Source organism: Methylobacterium sp. 37f (genome assembly GCF_023093475.1).
In the GTDB taxonomy this organism is placed as follows: Bacteria; Pseudomonadota; Alphaproteobacteria; order Rhizobiales; family Beijerinckiaceae; genus Methylobacterium.
The window spans coordinates 87,425-103,229 of record NZ_JAGHKN010000001.1 but is presented as its reverse complement, the minus strand read 5'-3'; the positions used below and the strand labels follow the sequence as shown (position 1 = coordinate 103,229).

Here is a 15,805-nt window from a genome sequence, read left to right as displayed (position 1 = left end):
ATGAGGCGGTGACGGGATCATCGCCGGAAGACGGTCAGGCCGTATCCTCCCGCAGCAGCTCCGTATTGACCGCGAAGGCCGCCATGGCACCCTCGGCGGCGGCGACCACGGCAAACTGCACCCGCCGGGAGGCATCGCCGGCCACGAACAGGCCGGGCACGTTGGTGGTCTCGTACTCGCCCGTGGGAACGACGCCCTTATGCGTCAGGTCGCACCCGAGCTGCGTGATCAGGTCGGAGGGTTCGCACGGCATCGGCATCAGGAAAACCGCGTGGCAGGGCAGCGTCGCACCGTCCGCGAAGACGAGCCGTTGCGGCTGCCGGCCGTCCCCGTCCAGGCGCCGGATCGCAGTCTCGACGATGCGAATATGATGCCGCCCCAGGCGCTCACGGTCCGGGTCCGAGAGAGGCGTCGCGTGGGCATCGGTGCAGAGGGTCACGTCCCGGCTCCACGCGGTGAGTTCCAGCGCCATGCCCCTGGCGGCCTCACCGTGGGCGTAGGCCACGAGGGGGCGATCGCGGTTCTCATATCCATCGCAATAGGGGCAGGAATGGACGCCGTGACCCCAATAGGTGTCGAAGCCCTCGACGGAGGGCAGGGCCTGGTGCAGGCCCGTGGCGAGGATCAGCTTGCGCGTCGTCTCCCGGCGTCCGTCGGCGAGTTCGACGGAAAAGCCCTCGTCCCCACGGCGTGCCCCGGTGACGGCGACCGCACGGTGCTCGACATTCGGATACCGGGCGAGGTCTTCCCGTGCCTGCGTCCGCAGATCCAGGGGCGGCGTCCCGTCCCGGGTGAACACGCCCCAGGTGCGGGGCGAGACCGCGTTGCGGGGCTCACCGGCGTCGCAGAGCAGCACATCGCGGCGGCAGCGGCCGAGGATGAGGGCTGCATTCAGCCCGGCAGGGCCGCCGCCGACGATGATGACGTCGTGCATGTGGTGTCGCTCCCCGATGTGAACTCACATCCGGTCAACGATCCGTGCTGCATCCCTGTTCGTTCGGCGGCCGCAAGTGTCGGGAAACCGTTCCGCGCCAACGACGCCGGATATGAAAAAGGGCGCTCGCGCGCCCTCGTTCCGGTCAGTCAGTCGAGAGGGGTCCGCCTCAGGCGGCCGTCGGGGCCTTCACGGGAATGCCCTTCTCGGCCAGGAACTGCTGCAGCTCGCCCGACTGGAACATTTCGCGGGTGATATCGCAGCCGCCGACGAACTCGCCCTTCACGTAGATCTGCGGAATGGTGGGCCAGTTCGAGAAGGCCTTGATGCCATCGCGGACCGCCATGTCGTCGAGGACGTTCACGCCCTTGAACGGCACTTCCAGGTAATTGAGGATCTGCACGACCTGGCCGGAGAAGCCGCACATCGGAAACTGGGGGGTGCCCTTCATGAACACGACCACGTCCTGGGACTTGATCTCGTTCTCGATCGTGGTGCTCGCGTCGCTCATGGGAAACCTCGTTGTCTTGGATTGCGTGTCGTAACGGCTGAGTTCAGGATTTTGAGGCGGATTTCAAGATCGTCGACTCCGCGATTGTGCGCAAAGCGGCATCCACATCGAACGGCGTGACGAGGAGTTCGTCCGGCCCCAGCGGATATCGGGGCGGCAGGTGAGGGAGAAGACTGTCGCCGTAGGTCGTCAGTCCGAGTCTCGCCTGCGCCTGAGCCAGGGTCCAGATCTTGTCCCAGTCCAGGCGCTGGCGCATCGACCGCTCGTAGCGGGCGGGCGCGGCGATCTGAAACGTCCCAGCCTCGTTGCGCCAATGCTCGACCACGAGGGTATCGGGGGCAGACAGGCGCTTGAGCAGATGCCCGAGTGTCTGGGCAAGCAGGCTTTCCACGGCCTGGATCTGAGACCGCCCCACGCTCTCGATCTCCTCGGCGACGTTCTCCCAATCCAGGATGTTCGACAGGTCCGGCCGGCGCGCGAGTTCACGCAGGGTCGAGGCCTGCTGCTCGGCCCAGGTCACGATGTCATCGTCGTAGAGGCTCGGCTGGTCCATTCGGCTGGTCCATGCGGTCCGCCGCCGGCGGCGACCTCAATCCTGCGGGACGCCGGTGGTCAGCGCAAGGGCGTGAAGCACGCCGCCCATGCGCCCCTGGAGGGCGCCGTAGACCATCTGGTGCTGGGCGACGCGGGTCTTGCCCTTGAAGGCCGCGGACAGGACCGTGGCGGCATAGTGGTCGCCGTCCCCGGCCAGATCCTTGATCTCGATCCGGGCGTCGGGCAGCGCCTCGCGGATCATCGCCTCGATCTCGCGCGCATCCATCGGCATCGGGTTGGCTCCTGACGATCGGAATAAGGGGCTTCAGGCGGGAACGCCGGCCGGCTGGCTCGCCATATAGGCCGGCAGCCAGCCCTCGTGGGTTTCCCGAAGGTCGGCCACCGATATGGTCTCGCCGTGCGGCAGGGTCAAATGGTCGGTCCCGGTGACGCCGACGACGACGGCGGGAACGCCCTGCGCCGAGGCGCTGTAGAGAAGGTCCGGGGCGGTCTCGGGATCGACTGCCAGGAGATATCGGGCCTGATCCTCGCCGAAGAGGTAGGCGTGGGCCGGCATGCCCGGCGGGACCTGGGGCAAAGCGGCGCCGATGCCGCCGGCCATCGCCATCTCGGCCAGCGCCACGGCGAGGCCGCCATCGGAGAGATCGTGGACGGTGTCGACCAGACCTGCGGTGATCAGTCCGCGCACGAAGTCGCCATTGCGGCGCTCGACCGCGAGATCGACGGGCGGCGGAGCCCCTTCCTCGCGGCCGGCGATGACCGAGAGATAGACCGACTGGCCGAGCCAGCCGGCGGTCTCGCCGATCAGCACCAGGACGTCGCCGGCGCGCTTGAGGTCGATCGTGGCGTGGCGGGTCACGTCGTCCAGCACACCGACGCCGCCGATGGTGGGGGTGGGCAGGATGCCGACGCCGTTGGTCTCGTTATAGAGCGAGACGTTGCCCGAGACGACGGGGAAGTCGAGCGCCTTGCAGGCCTCGCCGATGCCCTTGAGGCAACCGACGAGCTGGCCCATCACCTCCGGCTTCTCCGGGTTGCCGAAGTTCAGGTTGTCGGTGATGGCGAGCGGGCGTCCGCCGACCGCCGTGATATTGCGCCACGCTTCCGCCACGGCCTGCTTGCCGCCCTCGACCGGATCGGCCTCGCAATAGCGCGGGGTCACGTCGGCGGTCATGGCGAGCCCGCGCGGGCCGTCCTCGACCCGCACGATGGCGGCATCGCCGCCCGGCTTCTGCACCGTGTTGCCGCCGATGAAATGGTCGTACTGCTCGTAGACCCAGCGCTTCGAGGACAAGTCGGGCGAGCCGACGAGGCGCTTCAGGGCCTCGGCGCTGCCCACCGTCTCGGGCACGTCGGCGGCGGCGATCACCGGCTGGTGCGTGTTGGCGATGTGCGGCCGGTCGTAGAGCGGCGCCTCGTCGCCGAGTTCCTTGATCGGCAGGTCGGCCATCACGACGCCGTCATGCTTGACGACGAAGCGGAGCGTATCGGTGGTGTGGCCGATGATCGCGAAATCGAGGCCCCACTTCACGAAGATCGCTTCGGCCTCCGCTTCCATGCCGGGCTTCAGAACCATGAGCATGCGCTCCTGGCTCTCGGACAGCATCATCTCGTAGGCGCTCATTCCGGTCTCGCGAGCCGGCACCTTCTCGATGTGGAGTTCGACGCCGAGATCGCCCTTGGCGCCCATCTCGACGGCCGAGCAGGTCAGGCCGGCCGCGCCCATGTCCTGGATCGCGATGACGGCGCCCGAGGCCATCAGCTCGAGGCAGGCTTCCAGCAGCAGCTTCTCGGCGAAGGGGTCGCCGACCTGCACGGTCGGGCGCTTCGACTCGGAGGCGTCGTCGAATTCGGCGGACGCCATGGTGGCGCCGTGGATGCCGTCGCGACCGGTCTTCGAGCCGAGATAGACGATCGGATTCCCGACGCCAGTGGCGGCCGCGTAGAAGATCGCATCGGTGCGGGCGAGGCCCACCGCCATGGCGTTGACGAGGATGTTGCCGTCGTAGCGCGGATGGAAGCCCATGGCGCCGCCGACCGTGGGCACGCCGAAGGAATTGCCGTAGCCGCCGATGCCCGCGACCACCCCTGAGACGAGGTGGCGGGTGCGCGGATGGTCGGGCGAGCCGAAGCGCAGGGCGTTGAGGGCCGCGATCGGGCGCGCGCCCATGGTGAACACGTCACGAAGAATGCCGCCGACGCCGGTCGTCGCGCCCTGGTAGGGCTCGATGAAGCTCGGGTGGTTGTGGCTCTCCATCTTGAAGACGCAGGCGAGGCCGTCGCCGATATCGATGACGCCGGCATTCTCGCCGGGTCCCTGGATCACCCAGGGGGCCGAGGTCGGCAGGCCGCGCAGATGCTTGCGGGAGGATTTGTAGGAGCAGTGCTCGTTCCACATGGCCGAGACGATGCCGAGCTCGGTCAGGGTCGGGTCGCGCCCGATCAGGCCACGGAAACGCGCGTACTCGTCCGGCGTCAGGCCGTGCTGGCGGACCAGTTCGGGGGTGATCGGAACATCGTTGCGGAACATGCGACCCTCTCGGCACGGCCCCCGTCCGGGTCCGGCCGTGCGTCACGGCTCTAAAGCGGAACGCCGCGCCCTGGCAACATGTGATCGCGGATCGAGCCGGTCGGAACCCCTAATCGGGGTCGGTTTCAGCGACCGCGCACCCCTTGGGTTGCTCCGTCACGTTGCGCCAGCGCCGGATCAGGCCGTGGACCGGCTCTGGCCCGGCCACGAAGACGATGTAGTCGAACGCCTCCGGGTCGCGGCTCGACATCAGCAGCTGGAAGTGCATGCGGAACAGGTTCCACTTGCGCCGCGCGATGATGCGCGGCTCGATCAGGTCCTCGATGCGGACATGGATCTCGACCGGGCGATGGGCACGGGGCGCCGGCAGCTTCGAGGCGCTGAGGGGATTGCGCTTGTGCACCGAGAGCCAGTCCCACTTCGCCCGCACGTCGAGCCAGACGATGGCATCCGAAGCCGCCACACGGGCGAGGGCGGCACGGGTCTCGATGGCGCGCGGATCGAGGGTGATCCACGGGATGACGCTGCCGATGCTCACGAACGACACCGGTGTCCCGCGCCGGCCGAACTCCGGATCCCGGGTCAGGACCCGGTCCAGGGCCTCGAGACCGAGGAAGCTGGAGGAGGAATGGCCGATCACCACGATCTCGGAGGCGCGGCCCTCGGCCCCCCGGATGATGTCGGCGAAGGCGTCCAGGCGGTCTCGCATCCGGGTGTCGGCGCCGCTGGCATGGTCATGCGTGAAGGCGGTGTCGTCGACGAGATGGGCCACGTAGAACGGCTTGCCGCGCGTCACCCGCATCAGCACGGCCAGAATGCCGTAGGCCAGGGGGGGCACGGTCAGGAGGACCCAGGGCCGGGCATCGACCGGTGCCAGCGCCGCCAGTCCGGCCGCCACCGCGAGGCTGAGGACGACGAGGAAGAGATAGATGAAATGGACGCCGATGATCACGCGGGCGAAGCGCCGGGCTTCGCGCCGGAACGGCCGCAGGTAGCCGACCCGCAGCAGGCGGAGCCACAGCGCCGGGACCTCCCAAAGCCGCCGCCCGTTCGACCGGGGAAAGCGGGCGCGCACGATGTCGTCCCAGCGCAGCAGGGTGTATTGGGTCTGTGCGCCGTCGAGGGTCACGGTCCAGTCCAGGGCGAGGCCGTCCGACGTGCGCTCGGGGTCGCTCACCGTGATCGCCATGCTGCGGCGGACGGCGGCCAGCCGACTTTCCCGCCGGAACAGACCCCAATAGGTCTCGGGCTCACGCGGGTCGAAGCCCGGCATGTAGAAGACCTGACGGGGTTGCGTCGCGGTCGGCTCGGACGGCTGGACGATGAGAGATCCCTCTGTCGGTTGATCCGGACGCATCAGGCCGTCGCACCCGGCATGTCGCCGCGGCTGGCTCCGGGATCGGTGCGATTCGCCGATCTCGGCCTCGGACCACCCCAGTCCCTACACGAGTCGCGACGAAACCAACGAGTCCGAAAGCGCATCAGGCGCCCGTTGCCGGCGCGTGCGCGAGAAATTCCGCGATGGCGCCGACGAAGCGTTCGCCATAAGCCTCGCGCTTGCGCTCGCCGACGCCGTGGACGGTACGTAGCGCGTAGAGATCGACAGGCTTGGTGCGCGCCATCTCGATCAGCGTCCGGTCCGGGAAGACCATGAAGGCGGCGATGCCCTCGGCCCGGGCGATGGTGGCGCGCAGGCCGCGCAGGTGCTGGAACAGGGCCTCGGTGGCCGGATCGAGATCGAGGCTCGCATCGTCGCGGGTCGCCCCGCGCTTGCGGTCGCGCGGTTCGGCCACCTTCGGCTCGGGATCGGGGCGCATCTGGATCGGTTCTCGGCCGAACAGGATCGCCTCGCCCTTGTCGGTGAGGGAGAGCCCGCCGAAACCGTCGCCGTTCTCGGTCACGGCGCCGGCCGCGAAGAGCTGGCGCAGCATCGCGCGCCAGGCGGCGATGGGCTTGTCGGCACCGACCCCGAAGGTCTTGAGCGCCGCGTGGCCGTTGCGCCGGATCGTGTCGGATTCCTTGCCGTGGACCACGTCGCAGACATAGGCGGCGCCGAAGCGCTGGCCGGTGCGCACGATGGCCGAGAGCAGCTTCTGAGCCGGCACCGTGGCGTCGATGAGCGAAACGCCGCTGCGGCAGAGATCGCAGCGGCCGCAGGGCTCGCTCGCCTCGCCGAAATAGCCGAGGAGCAACTGGCGCCGGCAGGTGGCGCCCTCGCATAGCGCGATCATTGCCTCGAGCTTGCGCCGCTCGACCCGGCGGCGCTCGTCCGGCACCTCCTTCTCGTCGATCTGGCGCCGGCGCAGGGCCATGTCGTCGAGGCCGTAGATGGTCAGGGTGTCGGCCGGCAGACCATCGCGGCCGGCGCGACCGATCTCCTGGTAATAGCCCTCGACGTTGGAGGGCATGTCGGCATGGCAGACGAAGCGCACGTCGGGCTTGTTGATGCCCATGCCGAAGGCGACGGTGGCGGTCATCACGACGCCGTCCTCCTGCAGGAATGTGTCCTGGTTCTTCATGCGCGTGCCCTGGTCGAGGCCGGCATGGTAGGGCAGGGCGTTGAAGCCGTCCTTGGCCAGGGTCTCGGCCAGCTGCTCGGTGCGCTTGCGCGAGGAGCAGTAGATGATCCCGCTCTCGGCGCGCCGGTGGCGCAGGAAGCGCTCGATCTGCCGGGTCGGATTGTCCTTCGGCGCGAAGGTCAGGCGGATGTTCGGCCGGTCGAAGGAGTGGACGAAGGCCTTCAGCTCGCGCCCGGCAGGGAACAGCCGCTCGGTGATGTCGGCCCGCGTCGCCTTGTCGGCGGTGGCGGTGAGCGCCACGGTCTGGACGTTGCCGAGGGCTTCGCGCGCCCGGGCGAGGTCCCGGTACTCGGGCCGGAAATCGTGGCCCCATTGCGAGACACAGTGGGCCTCGTCGACGGCGAGCCGCCGCACGCCGGCGCCCTTCAGGGCGTCCATCAGCCCTTCCATCATCAGCCGCTCGGGCGAAACGAAGAGCAGGCGCAGGTCGCCACTGCGGATCTTGCGCCAAGTCTCGCGCGACGTCGCCTCGGCGACCGAGGAGTTCAGGGTCGCGGCCGCAACGCCGAATCCCAGCATCTGCTGCACCTGATCGTGCATCAGGGCGATCAGCGGCGAGACCACGACGGTCAGGGACGATTCGACCAGGGCCGGCAACTGATAGGTCATCGACTTGCCGGAGCCCGTGGGCATCACGGCGAACACGTCGGTCCCGTCGAGGACGGCTCCGATCACCTCGTCCTGGCCGGGCCGAAAATCATCATAGCCGAAGGTGGTCTTCAACGCGGCGCGGGCCTCGTCGAGGCGACTGGTCATCGGAATCCTGATCGTCTGTCGGAGTGAGACACGGCGGAGGCGGCCGCCGAAACGGCAAGGGCGGCAATTGCGGCGATCGCGCCGACCGGAGCCTTCCATGCCTCTGAACCATCCGGAGCGCCGAGGTCAATCACCGCGCGGGGGACTGGTCCGCGCAGGGCTCCGGGTCCGGATTTTCGCCGGGCCGGGTGGGGCATGCATGGCCCACCCCGCACCGGGCGGTACGGCGCGACCCGGGGCCTTTAAGCGGACGGAAAGATCCCTCCTCGATCCTGGCGGATGCGTTCGCCACCGGCGCTTGCATGTCCGGCATCCCCGTCGCGAGCCTCGTCGAGCCATGATGGTCATCCCGTTTCTCGGCGTGTCGGGCGCTCTCGCGGCCGCCCTGGTGGGTCGGCGCTCCCTCGCGCTCGGCCTCTGGGGCGTCTCGCTCATCGCGCTCCTCCTGCTGTTTCGCCAACACGCCTCCGACGCGCTGAACCTGACCTTCTGAAAGCCGGATCCCGTGACAGACGCCCTTCTCACGCCGAACGGGGCGCGCGCCCTGAACGCCCTCGGGCTTGCCGGTTGCAGCGCCATCCTCCTTGTCGCCTTCGGCTATCAGGTGGTCGACGGCGAGTTGCCCTGTCCGCTCTGCATCCTCCAGCGCGCCGCCTTCGCGGCCGCCGGAATGGGCTTTGCCCTGAACGTCTGCCTCGGCGCACGCCCCGGGCACTACGCGATCGTCGTCCTGGGCTCCGTCGCCGGCTTCGGCATCGCCGCCCGGCAGACCCTGCTGCACATCGTGCCCGGCACGGGGGTCTACGGTTCGGCCCTGTTCGGGCTGCACTTCTACGTCTGGTCACTGATCGCCTTCGCCGGCCTGATCGTGGCCGCCGCGATCCTGTGCCTCTTCGAAGGTCAGTTCGTAGCGCGCGTTCGACCGTCGAGCCGAGCCCGGATCGGGGGCTTCGGCCTCGCCAGCGTGCTCCTGTTCCTCGCGATCACCCTGGCCAATGCGGGCTCGACCCTGGCGGAATGCGGCGGTGGCCTCTGCCCCGACAATCCCACCCGCTATGAGTTCTGGGATTCGCTGCTCGGCCGCTAGGGAGACGTCGGGGCTGCCCGAACCCACTGGCGGTGCGAACCGGCCCTCCGCTCAGCGCAGGGCGATGGCGGCCGCGGCCCCCGCCATGACGATCGCCGAGCCCTGGTTGATCCGGCGGCGGGCGCGGCGGGCGATGAAGATGCGCCGCGCCCGCACCGCCGCGAGGACGTAGAGGCCGAGCACGGTGCTCAGCACCATCACCAGGGTCACCGCCATCATCAGCAGGCCGCGCGCCGACAGATGGGACAGATCGACGACGCTCGGGAGCAGGGCCAGGAAGAACAGGATCACCTTCGGGTTGCCGAGGGTCATGGCGAGGCCGCCCAGGAACGCCCGGATGGTGTCCTGGCGCGAAGTCGTGGCGATCGCGGGGGCATCCACCGGAGCGGTCCAGGTCTTCCAGGCGAGATAAACGAGATAGAGGATGCCGCCGACCTTCAGGGCCAGGAAGATCGGGGCCGCGGCCTGCGCCAGGAGGGCGAAGCCGCCGGCCGCGATGGCGAACCAAGTCAGATCCCCCAGGATCATGCCGAAGACGAAGCCGGCGATGCCGCGGGACCCGCTGGTGATGACCCGCGCCACCAGGGCGGCGATGCCCGGGCCGGGGGAGGCCACGGCCCCGGCATAGATCATCGCGAACAGGGCGAGGCTGGACAACGGCATGGTCGCACCGCGCGTCAATCGCGGGCGATTCGCCCGTCCAGCACCCTTACCATGTCGGCCCGCCCTTCAAGCTCCCCGAACAGCGCCGGGTCGGCCCCCGTCATCCAGACCTGGCCGTGCAGGGCCTCCAGCGCATCGAACAGGCCGGCCCGCCGGCGGGGATCGAGATGCGCCGCGACCTCGTCGAGGAGGATCACCGGCGCGAGCCCGCTCATCGCCTGAACGAGGCGGGCATGGGCCAGCACGAGCCCGATCAGCAGCGCCTTCTGCTCGCCGGTCGAGGCGGTGGCGGCCGGTACGTCCTTCGGGCCATGGCGGACCACGAGGTCGCTGGTCTGCGGCCCGCTCAGCGTCCGACCCGCCGCCCGATCGCGGGCGCGGCCCTGACGCAGGGCCGAGCGGAAGCGGTCCTCGGCCTCGATCGCCGGCCACACCGCCACGAGGTCGTCGAGGTCGCCCTCCAGGCGCAGGCCGGCCCAGGGGAAGGGCTGGGCGTCGTCACGGCTCTCGGCGATGAGCCGGTCGAGGCGCTCGGCGGTCTCGCGCCGGGCCAGCGCGACCGCGACGCCGAGTTCCGCGACCTCGCGCTCGACCGCATCGAGCCATTGGCCATCCGTCGGTCGCTCATCCAGCAGGCGGTTGCGCGAGCGCAGCGCCCGTTCGAGCGCGTTGACGCGGGCGCCGTGAGTGGCGTCGACCGCCAGCACCAGCCGATCGAGGAAGCGGCGGCGATCGCCCGCCGGCCCCCGGAACAGGCCGTCGAGGTCGGGTGTCAGCCAGACCACCCGGAGAAATTCAGAGAAGGCGACCGGGGAGGGCGCGGTGGCCCCGTCGATCCGGCACAGGCGCGCGGCCCGGCCGTCGAAGCCGGGCGGTTCGTAGCCGGTCCCGATCCGGTGTTCGGTCTCGTCGCCCGACTGTGTCGCCCCAGCCAGCGACATGGACACGGCGAACCCGCCCGGCCCGCCGGTCCGCGGCATCGCCGACAGGTCGGCCCGGCGCAGGCCGCGTCCCGGCGAGAACAGCGAAATCGCTTCGAGGAGGTTGGTCTTGCCGGCACCGTTCTCGCCCACCAGGGCGACGAAGCGACGGTCGACCGCAAGGTCGAGGTCGGCGTGGTTCCGGAAGTCGCGGCAGATCAGACGGGTGAGACGCACCCGCCAGCCCTTAGCCGATCACCCGCATCCTGTCTCGCGCCGCGACGCAGGACGCGCCGATCACACCCGCATCGGCATCAGGACATAGAGGGCGGCCGCGCCCTCGCGATCCTGGATCAGGGTCGGGGAACCCGGATCGGCCAGCTTGAACAGGGCGGTGTCACCCTCGAGCTGGCTCGTGATGTCGAGGAGGTAGCGGGCGTTGAAGCCGATATCGAGGGCGGGGGCGTCGTAGTCGACGTCGAGTTCCTCGGTGGCGCTGCCGGAATCCGGGTTGTTCACCGAGAGGGCCAGGCGGCCCTCTTGAACGGCCAGCTTCACTGCGCGGCCGCGCTCGGACGAAATCGTCGAGACACGGTCGACGGCCTTGGCGAAGACGTCGCGCTCGACCGTCAGGAACTTGTCGTTGCCCGAGGGAATCACGCGCTGGTAGTCCGGGAAGGTCCCGTCGATCAGCTTCGAGATCAGAACCACGCCGCTGGCGAACTTGAAGCGGATCTTGGCCGGCGACAGGTCGATCTCGACGCTTTCGCCGCCATCCTCCACGAGCTTGATGATCTCCGCCACCGCCTTGCGGGGCACGATGATGCCTGGCATGTCGCGGCTGCCCTCGGGCGCCTCGATCTCCACGCGGGCGAGGCGGTGCCCGTCGGTGGCGACGCCGCGCATGCGCAGCGTCCCGTCGACCTCGATGGTGTGGAGATAGATGCCGTTGAGGTAGTAGCGCGTCTCCTCGGTCGAGATCGCGAACTGCGTCTTCTCGATCAGGCGCTTCAGGTCGGACGCTGCGATCACGAAGCGGGTCGGCAGCTCACCGGCCGCCAGATCGGGAAAATCCCCCTCCGGGAGGGCGCCGAGCGAGAAGCGCGAGCGTCCCGACCGGATGGTCATCTGGCCGGTCTCGCCGCTGGTCTCGAGGGAGACCTGGGCGCCGTCCGGCAGCTTGCGAACGATGTCGTAGATGACGTGGGCGGGCACCGTGGTGGCACCGGCATCGACCACGTCGGCCGGAATGGTTTCCGTCACCTCGATGTCGAGGTCGGTCGCCCGCAGCTCCAGGCCGCCGGCGTCACAGCGGAGCAGGACGTTGGACAGGATCGGAATGGTATTCCGGCGCTCCACCACGCGGTGCACGTGGCCGAGCGACCGAAGGAGGGCCGCACGCTCGACAGTGACTCTCATGGTCTGAACTCGTGGTCTCTCGTCGGACGTCGCCAGAACGGGCGCGATCGACGCGCTCCGGTTCCACGTGCGTCCTGGCACCGTGGCCGCTGAACTTGGCGAAGCCTCCCGGCGAACGCAAGTGCGAGAGGCCGGCTATCCCGCGGCGGATTCGGGGCGTCGCATAACGGCGCGACACCCCGGCACGCTCAATCCTGCAGCATGCGCTTCAGGAGCTCGACCTCGTCGTTCAGGACGTTGTCCTCGCCGATCAGCTTGTCGATCTTGCGCACGGCGTGCAGCACGGTGGTGTGATCGCGACCGCCGAAGCGGCGGCCGATCTCCGGCAGCGAGCGCAGGGTGAGCACCTTCGACAGGTACATGGCGATCTGGCGCGGCTTGACCACAGCGGCGGTGCGCCGTTCGGACAGGATGTCGGAGCGCGAGACGTTGTAGCGCGAGGCCACCAGCTTCTGGATGTCCTCGATCTTGATGCGCTTGGGCTCGCGGTTCTTCACGAGGTCGCGAATCGCCGCCTCGGCGGTCTCCATCGTCACGGCCGCGCCCGTCAGGGTGGCGTGCGCCAGCAGCCGGTTCACGGCGCCCTCGAGGTCCCGGCCATTGGCGGTGATCGCCCGGGCGACGTAGGTCGCCACGGTGGGCGAGACTTCGAAGCTCGGATGCGAGACCTGCACGGCGGCGAGTCGCGCCGAAAGGATCGAGGTGCGCAGCTGCTCGTCGAGGGTGCCGATCTCGACCACGAGGCCGCCGGCGAGGCGCGAGCGGACCCGCTCCTCCAGGGCCTCCAACTCGGTCGGTGGACGATCGGAGGCCACCACGACCTGGCGCCCGGCATCGATCAGCGCGTTGATGGTGTGACCGAACTCCGCCTGGATCGACTTGCCCTGGATGAACTGGACGTCGTCGAGGATGAGGAGGTCGATGGCCCGCAGGCGCTCCTTGAAGGCCAGGGCGTTCTGAGTCTTCAGGGCGTTGACGAAGCCGTACATGAAGCGGTCGGCGGTGAGATAGATCACCCGGCGGCCGGATTCGCGGGCGGCATGGCCGATACCGTGCAGCAGGTGGGTTTTGCCCAGGCCGACACCGGCATGGAAGTAGAGCGGGTTGTAGAGCGCCCCCTGTCCGTCGTGCCGGGCGACGCGCTCGGCGGCGGCGTGCGCCAGGGCGTTCGAGCGGCCGACGACGAAGCTCGCGAAGGTCAACCGGTTGTCGAGGGGAGCGCCGTTGAGATCGCCGCCCGCGTCGCCGCGGGGCGCCGGATGGGTTTCACTGTCGGAGCCGACGCTCGATTCGCCGTGCGACGGCATCGTGTTGCCGGCGGCTTGCAGGCGGGCCAGCGGGCTCGCGGCGCTGCTGGTCTTCGGCGTGCTGGTGGCGGGACGCACGGCGGCGGAGGGGCCGCGCACCGACACGTCCAGGCGCGAGACCGATTCGACTTCGCTGCGGAAGGTGTTCAGCACCCGGTCGAGATAATGGGATTCGATCCAGCTCTTGAGGAATCGCGTCGGGACCGTGAGTCGGGCCGTGCCGTCGACGACCTCCACGAGTTCGAGCCGGGCGAACCAGCTGGCGAAGATATCTTCGCCGAGTTCCGCCCGCAGGCGACGCTTCACCCGAGCCCAGGCGGCCACCGTATCGGGTCCGCTCACGCCGCTCATGCCCATCTCGGCATTGCCGGATACGCTACCGTCGACATGCATCATCGCTCTCCTCGTGCCGAGGACGGAGGGCCGCCACCGGTACGTACGCACACTTGACTGAAGTCGCGTCCCGCGAGGCATTCGCGAGACCCAGATCGCCACCCAAGAGTCAATCGACTCCGGGAGGCCTTTTGTCGATGAAGCAAGCCTATCAACAATAAGCTACGGTTCTCCTAACAGCGGGACTAACGGGGATAGCAAAAATTGCGGCAATTCCGACGCGGGTTACCTCCCCTGAGTCCAGTCGCGAATCCCACCTTGTGGATGATTCGATCTCGACTCGATGGTGCTGAGAATTTGTTGGTTCATCATGACACATCGTTAAGCTACACTCGCGGGACAGGCGTCGCAACAGAACAGATTCAAATGAGGGTTAACGCCTTCTTTCAGAGATTGTCCTGATTCGGGAGTCGCCGGCCGAGCATTCGTGACGAATTCAAACCAAGCGCCGCCGATGCGCGCAGCAGTGAAGCGCGACTGCTGCCAAGAGGCTCCGATCAACGCCGAACGCGCTTCCGGTTGACCGACGCCGAAAACGAAAAAGCCCGGCATCGCTGCCGGGCTTTTTCAGTCGCGTCTGGAAGAAAGGCTTAGGCGGCGAGCGCCTTCACCCGCGCGGCGAGGCGCGAGACCTTCCGAGAGGCGTTGTTCTTGTGCACGATGCCGTGCTGAGCGGCCCGCATGATCTCGGGCTCGGCGGCGCGGAGGGCGGTCAGCGCATTCGACTGATCACCGGTGGCGATGGCCTCCTCGACCTTGCGGACGAAGGTGCGCATGCGGCTGCGACGCGAGCGGTTGACCGCGGTGCGCTTCGCAATCTTGCGGGTCATTTTCTTGGCCGACACGGTGTTGGCCATGGGGCATCCTCGTCACGTTTGAGGCGATCGCGACGAGCCCTCGGGCTGTGATGTCGGTGGATCGCGTGCAGGTTGTTCGGGCAATGGCGAAGCCGACGATCGCGGTAAGCGCGCCCGTCGGCGATGTGGGCTCTATAGACACGCGTTGCGGATCCGTCAACGGAACGTCATCGTGGCGTCGTCAGGCTTCCGGCCACCGAGGCCTGCCGAACCTGTCAAACAGCGGGGCGACGGATGGCGAACGAGGCGGACCAGGCAAGGATCGACCAGTATCGGCCTCTCTCGGGCATGGCGACGCCGCGCTTCGTCGGGCTCGCCAGCTTCATGCGACTCCCGATACTCGCACCGGCCCAGGCTCCGGGCCGAATCGATATCGGTCTCGTCGGCATTCCGTTCGACGGCGCCACCACCAACCGGCCCGGCGCACGCCTGGGTCCGCGCGGCGTGCGCGAGGCCTCCACCGGCACCCGCGCCCGCAATGCCGCCACGGGCATCGCGCCCTACGACCTCGCGGCCTGCGCCGATCTCGGCGACGTGCCCGTCAATCCCATCGACGTCGGCGCGACCGCGCGCGCCATCGAGGCGTTCTACCGGCCTCTGGCGGAAGCCGGCATCGTGCCGCTCTCGGTCGGCGGCGACCACTTCGTCACCTACCCGGTGCTGCGCGCGCTCGGCCGTTCCCGCCCGGTCGGGCTCATCCATATTGATGCCCACAGCGATACCGACGACGCACAATATGACGGGTCCCGCCTGACGCACGGCACGCCGTTCCGCCGCGCCATCGAGGACGGCGTCCTCGACCCGAGACGGATGGTGCAGATCGGGCTGCGCGGCAGCATCGATTCGGCGGACGAGCTCGACTGGGCCCGGGACCAGGGCGTCCGCATCGTACCCATGGAAGCGGTGATCGCCCGCGGGCTGCCGGAGGTTCTGGCGGAGGCTCGCAGCGTCGTCGGGACGGCGCCGGCCTATCTGAGCTTCGACATCGACGCCCTCGACCCCGCCTATGCGCCCGGTACCGGCACGCCGGAGATGGGAGGCTTCACCGCCCGGGAAGCCCTGCAGATCGTGCGGGCTCTGCGCGGGCTCGATCTCATCGGCGCCGACGTGGTCGAGGTCGCGCCACTTCTCGACCCGTCGGGGATAACGGCGCTGGCCGGAGCGACCCTCACCTTCGAGATCCTGTGCCTCCTGGCGGAGGCCATCGATGCACGCAGGACAAGAATGTTGCCGGATGACACACGCTTGTCATGAGGGGACGCGATGACCCCACGGAAGCTTGACCGTGGAGTTC

Annotated in this window: 15 protein-coding genes; 3 read left to right on the top strand and 12 right to left on the bottom strand. The window is 68.7% G+C overall.

The window, feature by feature from the left end:
* Positions 1 to 34: 34 nt before the first annotated feature.
* From J7U37_RS00475 to recQ, 7 genes are all read right to left on the bottom strand, one after another.
* Complete coding sequence (locus tag J7U37_RS00475; RefSeq protein WP_247634484.1) at positions 35 to 934, bottom strand: NAD(P)/FAD-dependent oxidoreductase; 900 nt, start codon at positions 932 to 934, stop codon at positions 35 to 37.
* A gap of 169 nt (positions 935 to 1,103) precedes the next feature.
* Positions 1,104 to 1,445 carry a Grx4 family monothiol glutaredoxin gene (gene grxD, locus J7U37_RS00470; protein ID WP_247634483.1) on the bottom strand — a complete coding sequence of 114 codons (342 nt, stop codon included), beginning with the start codon at positions 1,443 to 1,445 and terminating at the stop codon, positions 1,104 to 1,106.
* A gap of 43 nt (positions 1,446 to 1,488) precedes the next feature.
* Positions 1,489 to 1,998: a DUF29 domain-containing protein gene (locus J7U37_RS00465; RefSeq protein ID WP_247634482.1), complete on the bottom strand. Its 510-nt coding sequence runs from the start codon at positions 1,996 to 1,998 to the stop codon at positions 1,489 to 1,491.
* A 36-nt stretch (positions 1,999 to 2,034) separates the two neighbouring features.
* Complete coding sequence (locus tag J7U37_RS00460; protein WP_056095688.1) at positions 2,035 to 2,271, bottom strand: BolA family transcriptional regulator; 237 nt, start codon at positions 2,269 to 2,271, stop codon at positions 2,035 to 2,037.
* Positions 2,272 to 2,304: 33 nt separating this feature from the next.
* Positions 2,305 to 4,530: a phosphoribosylformylglycinamidine synthase subunit PurL gene (purL, locus tag J7U37_RS00455; protein WP_247634481.1), complete on the bottom strand. Its 2,226-nt coding sequence runs from the start codon at positions 4,528 to 4,530 to the stop codon at positions 2,305 to 2,307.
* Between the two features lie 109 nt (positions 4,531 to 4,639).
* Positions 4,640 to 5,803: a hydrolase gene (locus tag J7U37_RS00450; protein WP_247634599.1), complete on the bottom strand. Its 1,164-nt coding sequence runs from the start codon at positions 5,801 to 5,803 to the stop codon at positions 4,640 to 4,642.
* Positions 5,804 to 6,011: 208 nt separating this feature from the next.
* Entirely contained in the window at positions 6,012 to 7,865 is a 1,854-nt protein-coding gene (gene recQ, locus J7U37_RS00445; protein WP_247634480.1) for a DNA helicase RecQ, read from the bottom strand.
* A 337-nt stretch (positions 7,866 to 8,202) separates the two neighbouring features.
* On the opposite strand from recQ, the gene J7U37_RS00440 reads away from it, so the two are divergent.
* Positions 8,203 to 8,358, top strand: coding sequence for a DUF5993 family protein (locus J7U37_RS00440; RefSeq protein WP_200941014.1), 156 nt, complete (start codon positions 8,203 to 8,205; stop codon positions 8,356 to 8,358).
* Between the two features lie 12 nt (positions 8,359 to 8,370).
* Positions 8,371 to 8,952 carry a disulfide bond formation protein B gene (locus tag J7U37_RS00435; protein ID WP_247634479.1) on the top strand — a complete coding sequence of 194 codons (582 nt, stop codon included), beginning with the start codon at positions 8,371 to 8,373 and terminating at the stop codon, positions 8,950 to 8,952.
* A gap of 51 nt (positions 8,953 to 9,003) precedes the next feature.
* Here the strand turns inward: J7U37_RS00435 and J7U37_RS00430 are convergent, their stop codons facing one another.
* The 5 genes from J7U37_RS00430 to rpsT all read right to left on the bottom strand — a co-directional run bounded on the left by J7U37_RS00430 (position 9,004) and on the right by rpsT (position 14,511).
* Positions 9,004 to 9,615, bottom strand: a complete 612-nt coding sequence (locus J7U37_RS00430; protein WP_247634478.1) for a LysE family translocator — start codon at positions 9,613 to 9,615, stop codon at positions 9,004 to 9,006.
* A gap of 14 nt (positions 9,616 to 9,629) precedes the next feature.
* Complete coding sequence (gene recF / locus J7U37_RS00425; RefSeq protein WP_247634477.1) at positions 9,630 to 10,772, bottom strand: DNA replication/repair protein RecF; 1,143 nt, start codon at positions 10,770 to 10,772, stop codon at positions 9,630 to 9,632.
* Positions 10,773 to 10,832: 60 nt separating this feature from the next.
* Complete coding sequence (gene dnaN, locus J7U37_RS00420) at positions 10,833 to 11,954, bottom strand: DNA polymerase III subunit beta (protein ID WP_056190240.1); 1,122 nt, start codon at positions 11,952 to 11,954, stop codon at positions 10,833 to 10,835.
* A gap of 188 nt (positions 11,955 to 12,142) precedes the next feature.
* Positions 12,143 to 13,654, bottom strand: a complete 1,512-nt coding sequence (gene dnaA, locus J7U37_RS00415; protein ID WP_247634476.1) for a chromosomal replication initiator protein DnaA — start codon at positions 13,652 to 13,654, stop codon at positions 12,143 to 12,145.
* A gap of 590 nt (positions 13,655 to 14,244) precedes the next feature.
* Positions 14,245 to 14,511 carry a 30S ribosomal protein S20 gene (gene rpsT / locus J7U37_RS00410; protein WP_056190238.1) on the bottom strand — a complete coding sequence of 89 codons (267 nt, stop codon included), beginning with the start codon at positions 14,509 to 14,511 and terminating at the stop codon, positions 14,245 to 14,247.
* Positions 14,512 to 14,745: 234 nt separating this feature from the next.
* On the opposite strand from rpsT, the gene speB reads away from it, so the two are divergent.
* Positions 14,746 to 15,765 (top strand): agmatinase, encoded by a 1,020-nt coding sequence (gene speB / locus J7U37_RS00405; RefSeq protein WP_247634475.1) that lies wholly within the window; start codon positions 14,746 to 14,748, stop codon positions 15,763 to 15,765.
* Positions 15,766 to 15,805 lie beyond the last annotated feature (40 nt).

Excerpts from the sequence above, each read along its gene's own strand:
- J7U37_RS00475 (WP_247634484.1), bottom strand. The coding sequence starts at position 934 with ATGCACGACGTCATCATCGTCGGCGGCGGCCCTGCCGGGCTGAATGCA.
- grxD (WP_247634483.1), bottom strand. The coding sequence starts at position 1,445 with ATGAGCGACGCGAGCACCACGATCGAGAACGAGATCAAGTCCCAGGAC.
- J7U37_RS00465 (WP_247634482.1), bottom strand. The coding sequence starts at position 1,998 with ATGGACCAGCCGAGCCTCTACGACGATGACATCGTGACCTGGGCCGAG.
- J7U37_RS00460 (WP_056095688.1), bottom strand. The coding sequence starts at position 2,271 with ATGCCGATGGATGCGCGCGAGATCGAGGCGATGATCCGCGAGGCGCTG.
- purL (WP_247634481.1), bottom strand. The coding sequence starts at position 4,530 with ATGTTCCGCAACGATGTTCCGATCACCCCCGAACTGGTCCGCCAGCAC.
- J7U37_RS00450 (WP_247634599.1), bottom strand. The coding sequence starts at position 5,803 with ATGCCGGGCTTCGACCCGCGTGAGCCCGAGACCTATTGGGGTCTGTTC.
- recQ (WP_247634480.1), bottom strand. The coding sequence starts at position 7,865 with ATGACCAGTCGCCTCGACGAGGCCCGCGCCGCGTTGAAGACCACCTTC.
- J7U37_RS00440 (WP_200941014.1), top strand. The coding sequence starts at position 8,203 with ATGATGGTCATCCCGTTTCTCGGCGTGTCGGGCGCTCTCGCGGCCGCC.
- J7U37_RS00430 (WP_247634478.1), bottom strand. The coding sequence starts at position 9,615 with ATGCCGTTGTCCAGCCTCGCCCTGTTCGCGATGATCTATGCCGGGGCC.
- dnaN (WP_056190240.1), bottom strand. The coding sequence starts at position 11,954 with ATGAGAGTCACTGTCGAGCGTGCGGCCCTCCTTCGGTCGCTCGGCCAC.
- dnaA (WP_247634476.1), bottom strand. The coding sequence starts at position 13,654 with ATGCATGTCGACGGTAGCGTATCCGGCAATGCCGAGATGGGCATGAGC.
- rpsT (WP_056190238.1), bottom strand. The coding sequence starts at position 14,511 with ATGGCCAACACCGTGTCGGCCAAGAAAATGACCCGCAAGATTGCGAAG.
- speB (WP_247634475.1), top strand. The coding sequence starts at position 14,746 with ATGGCGAACGAGGCGGACCAGGCAAGGATCGACCAGTATCGGCCTCTC.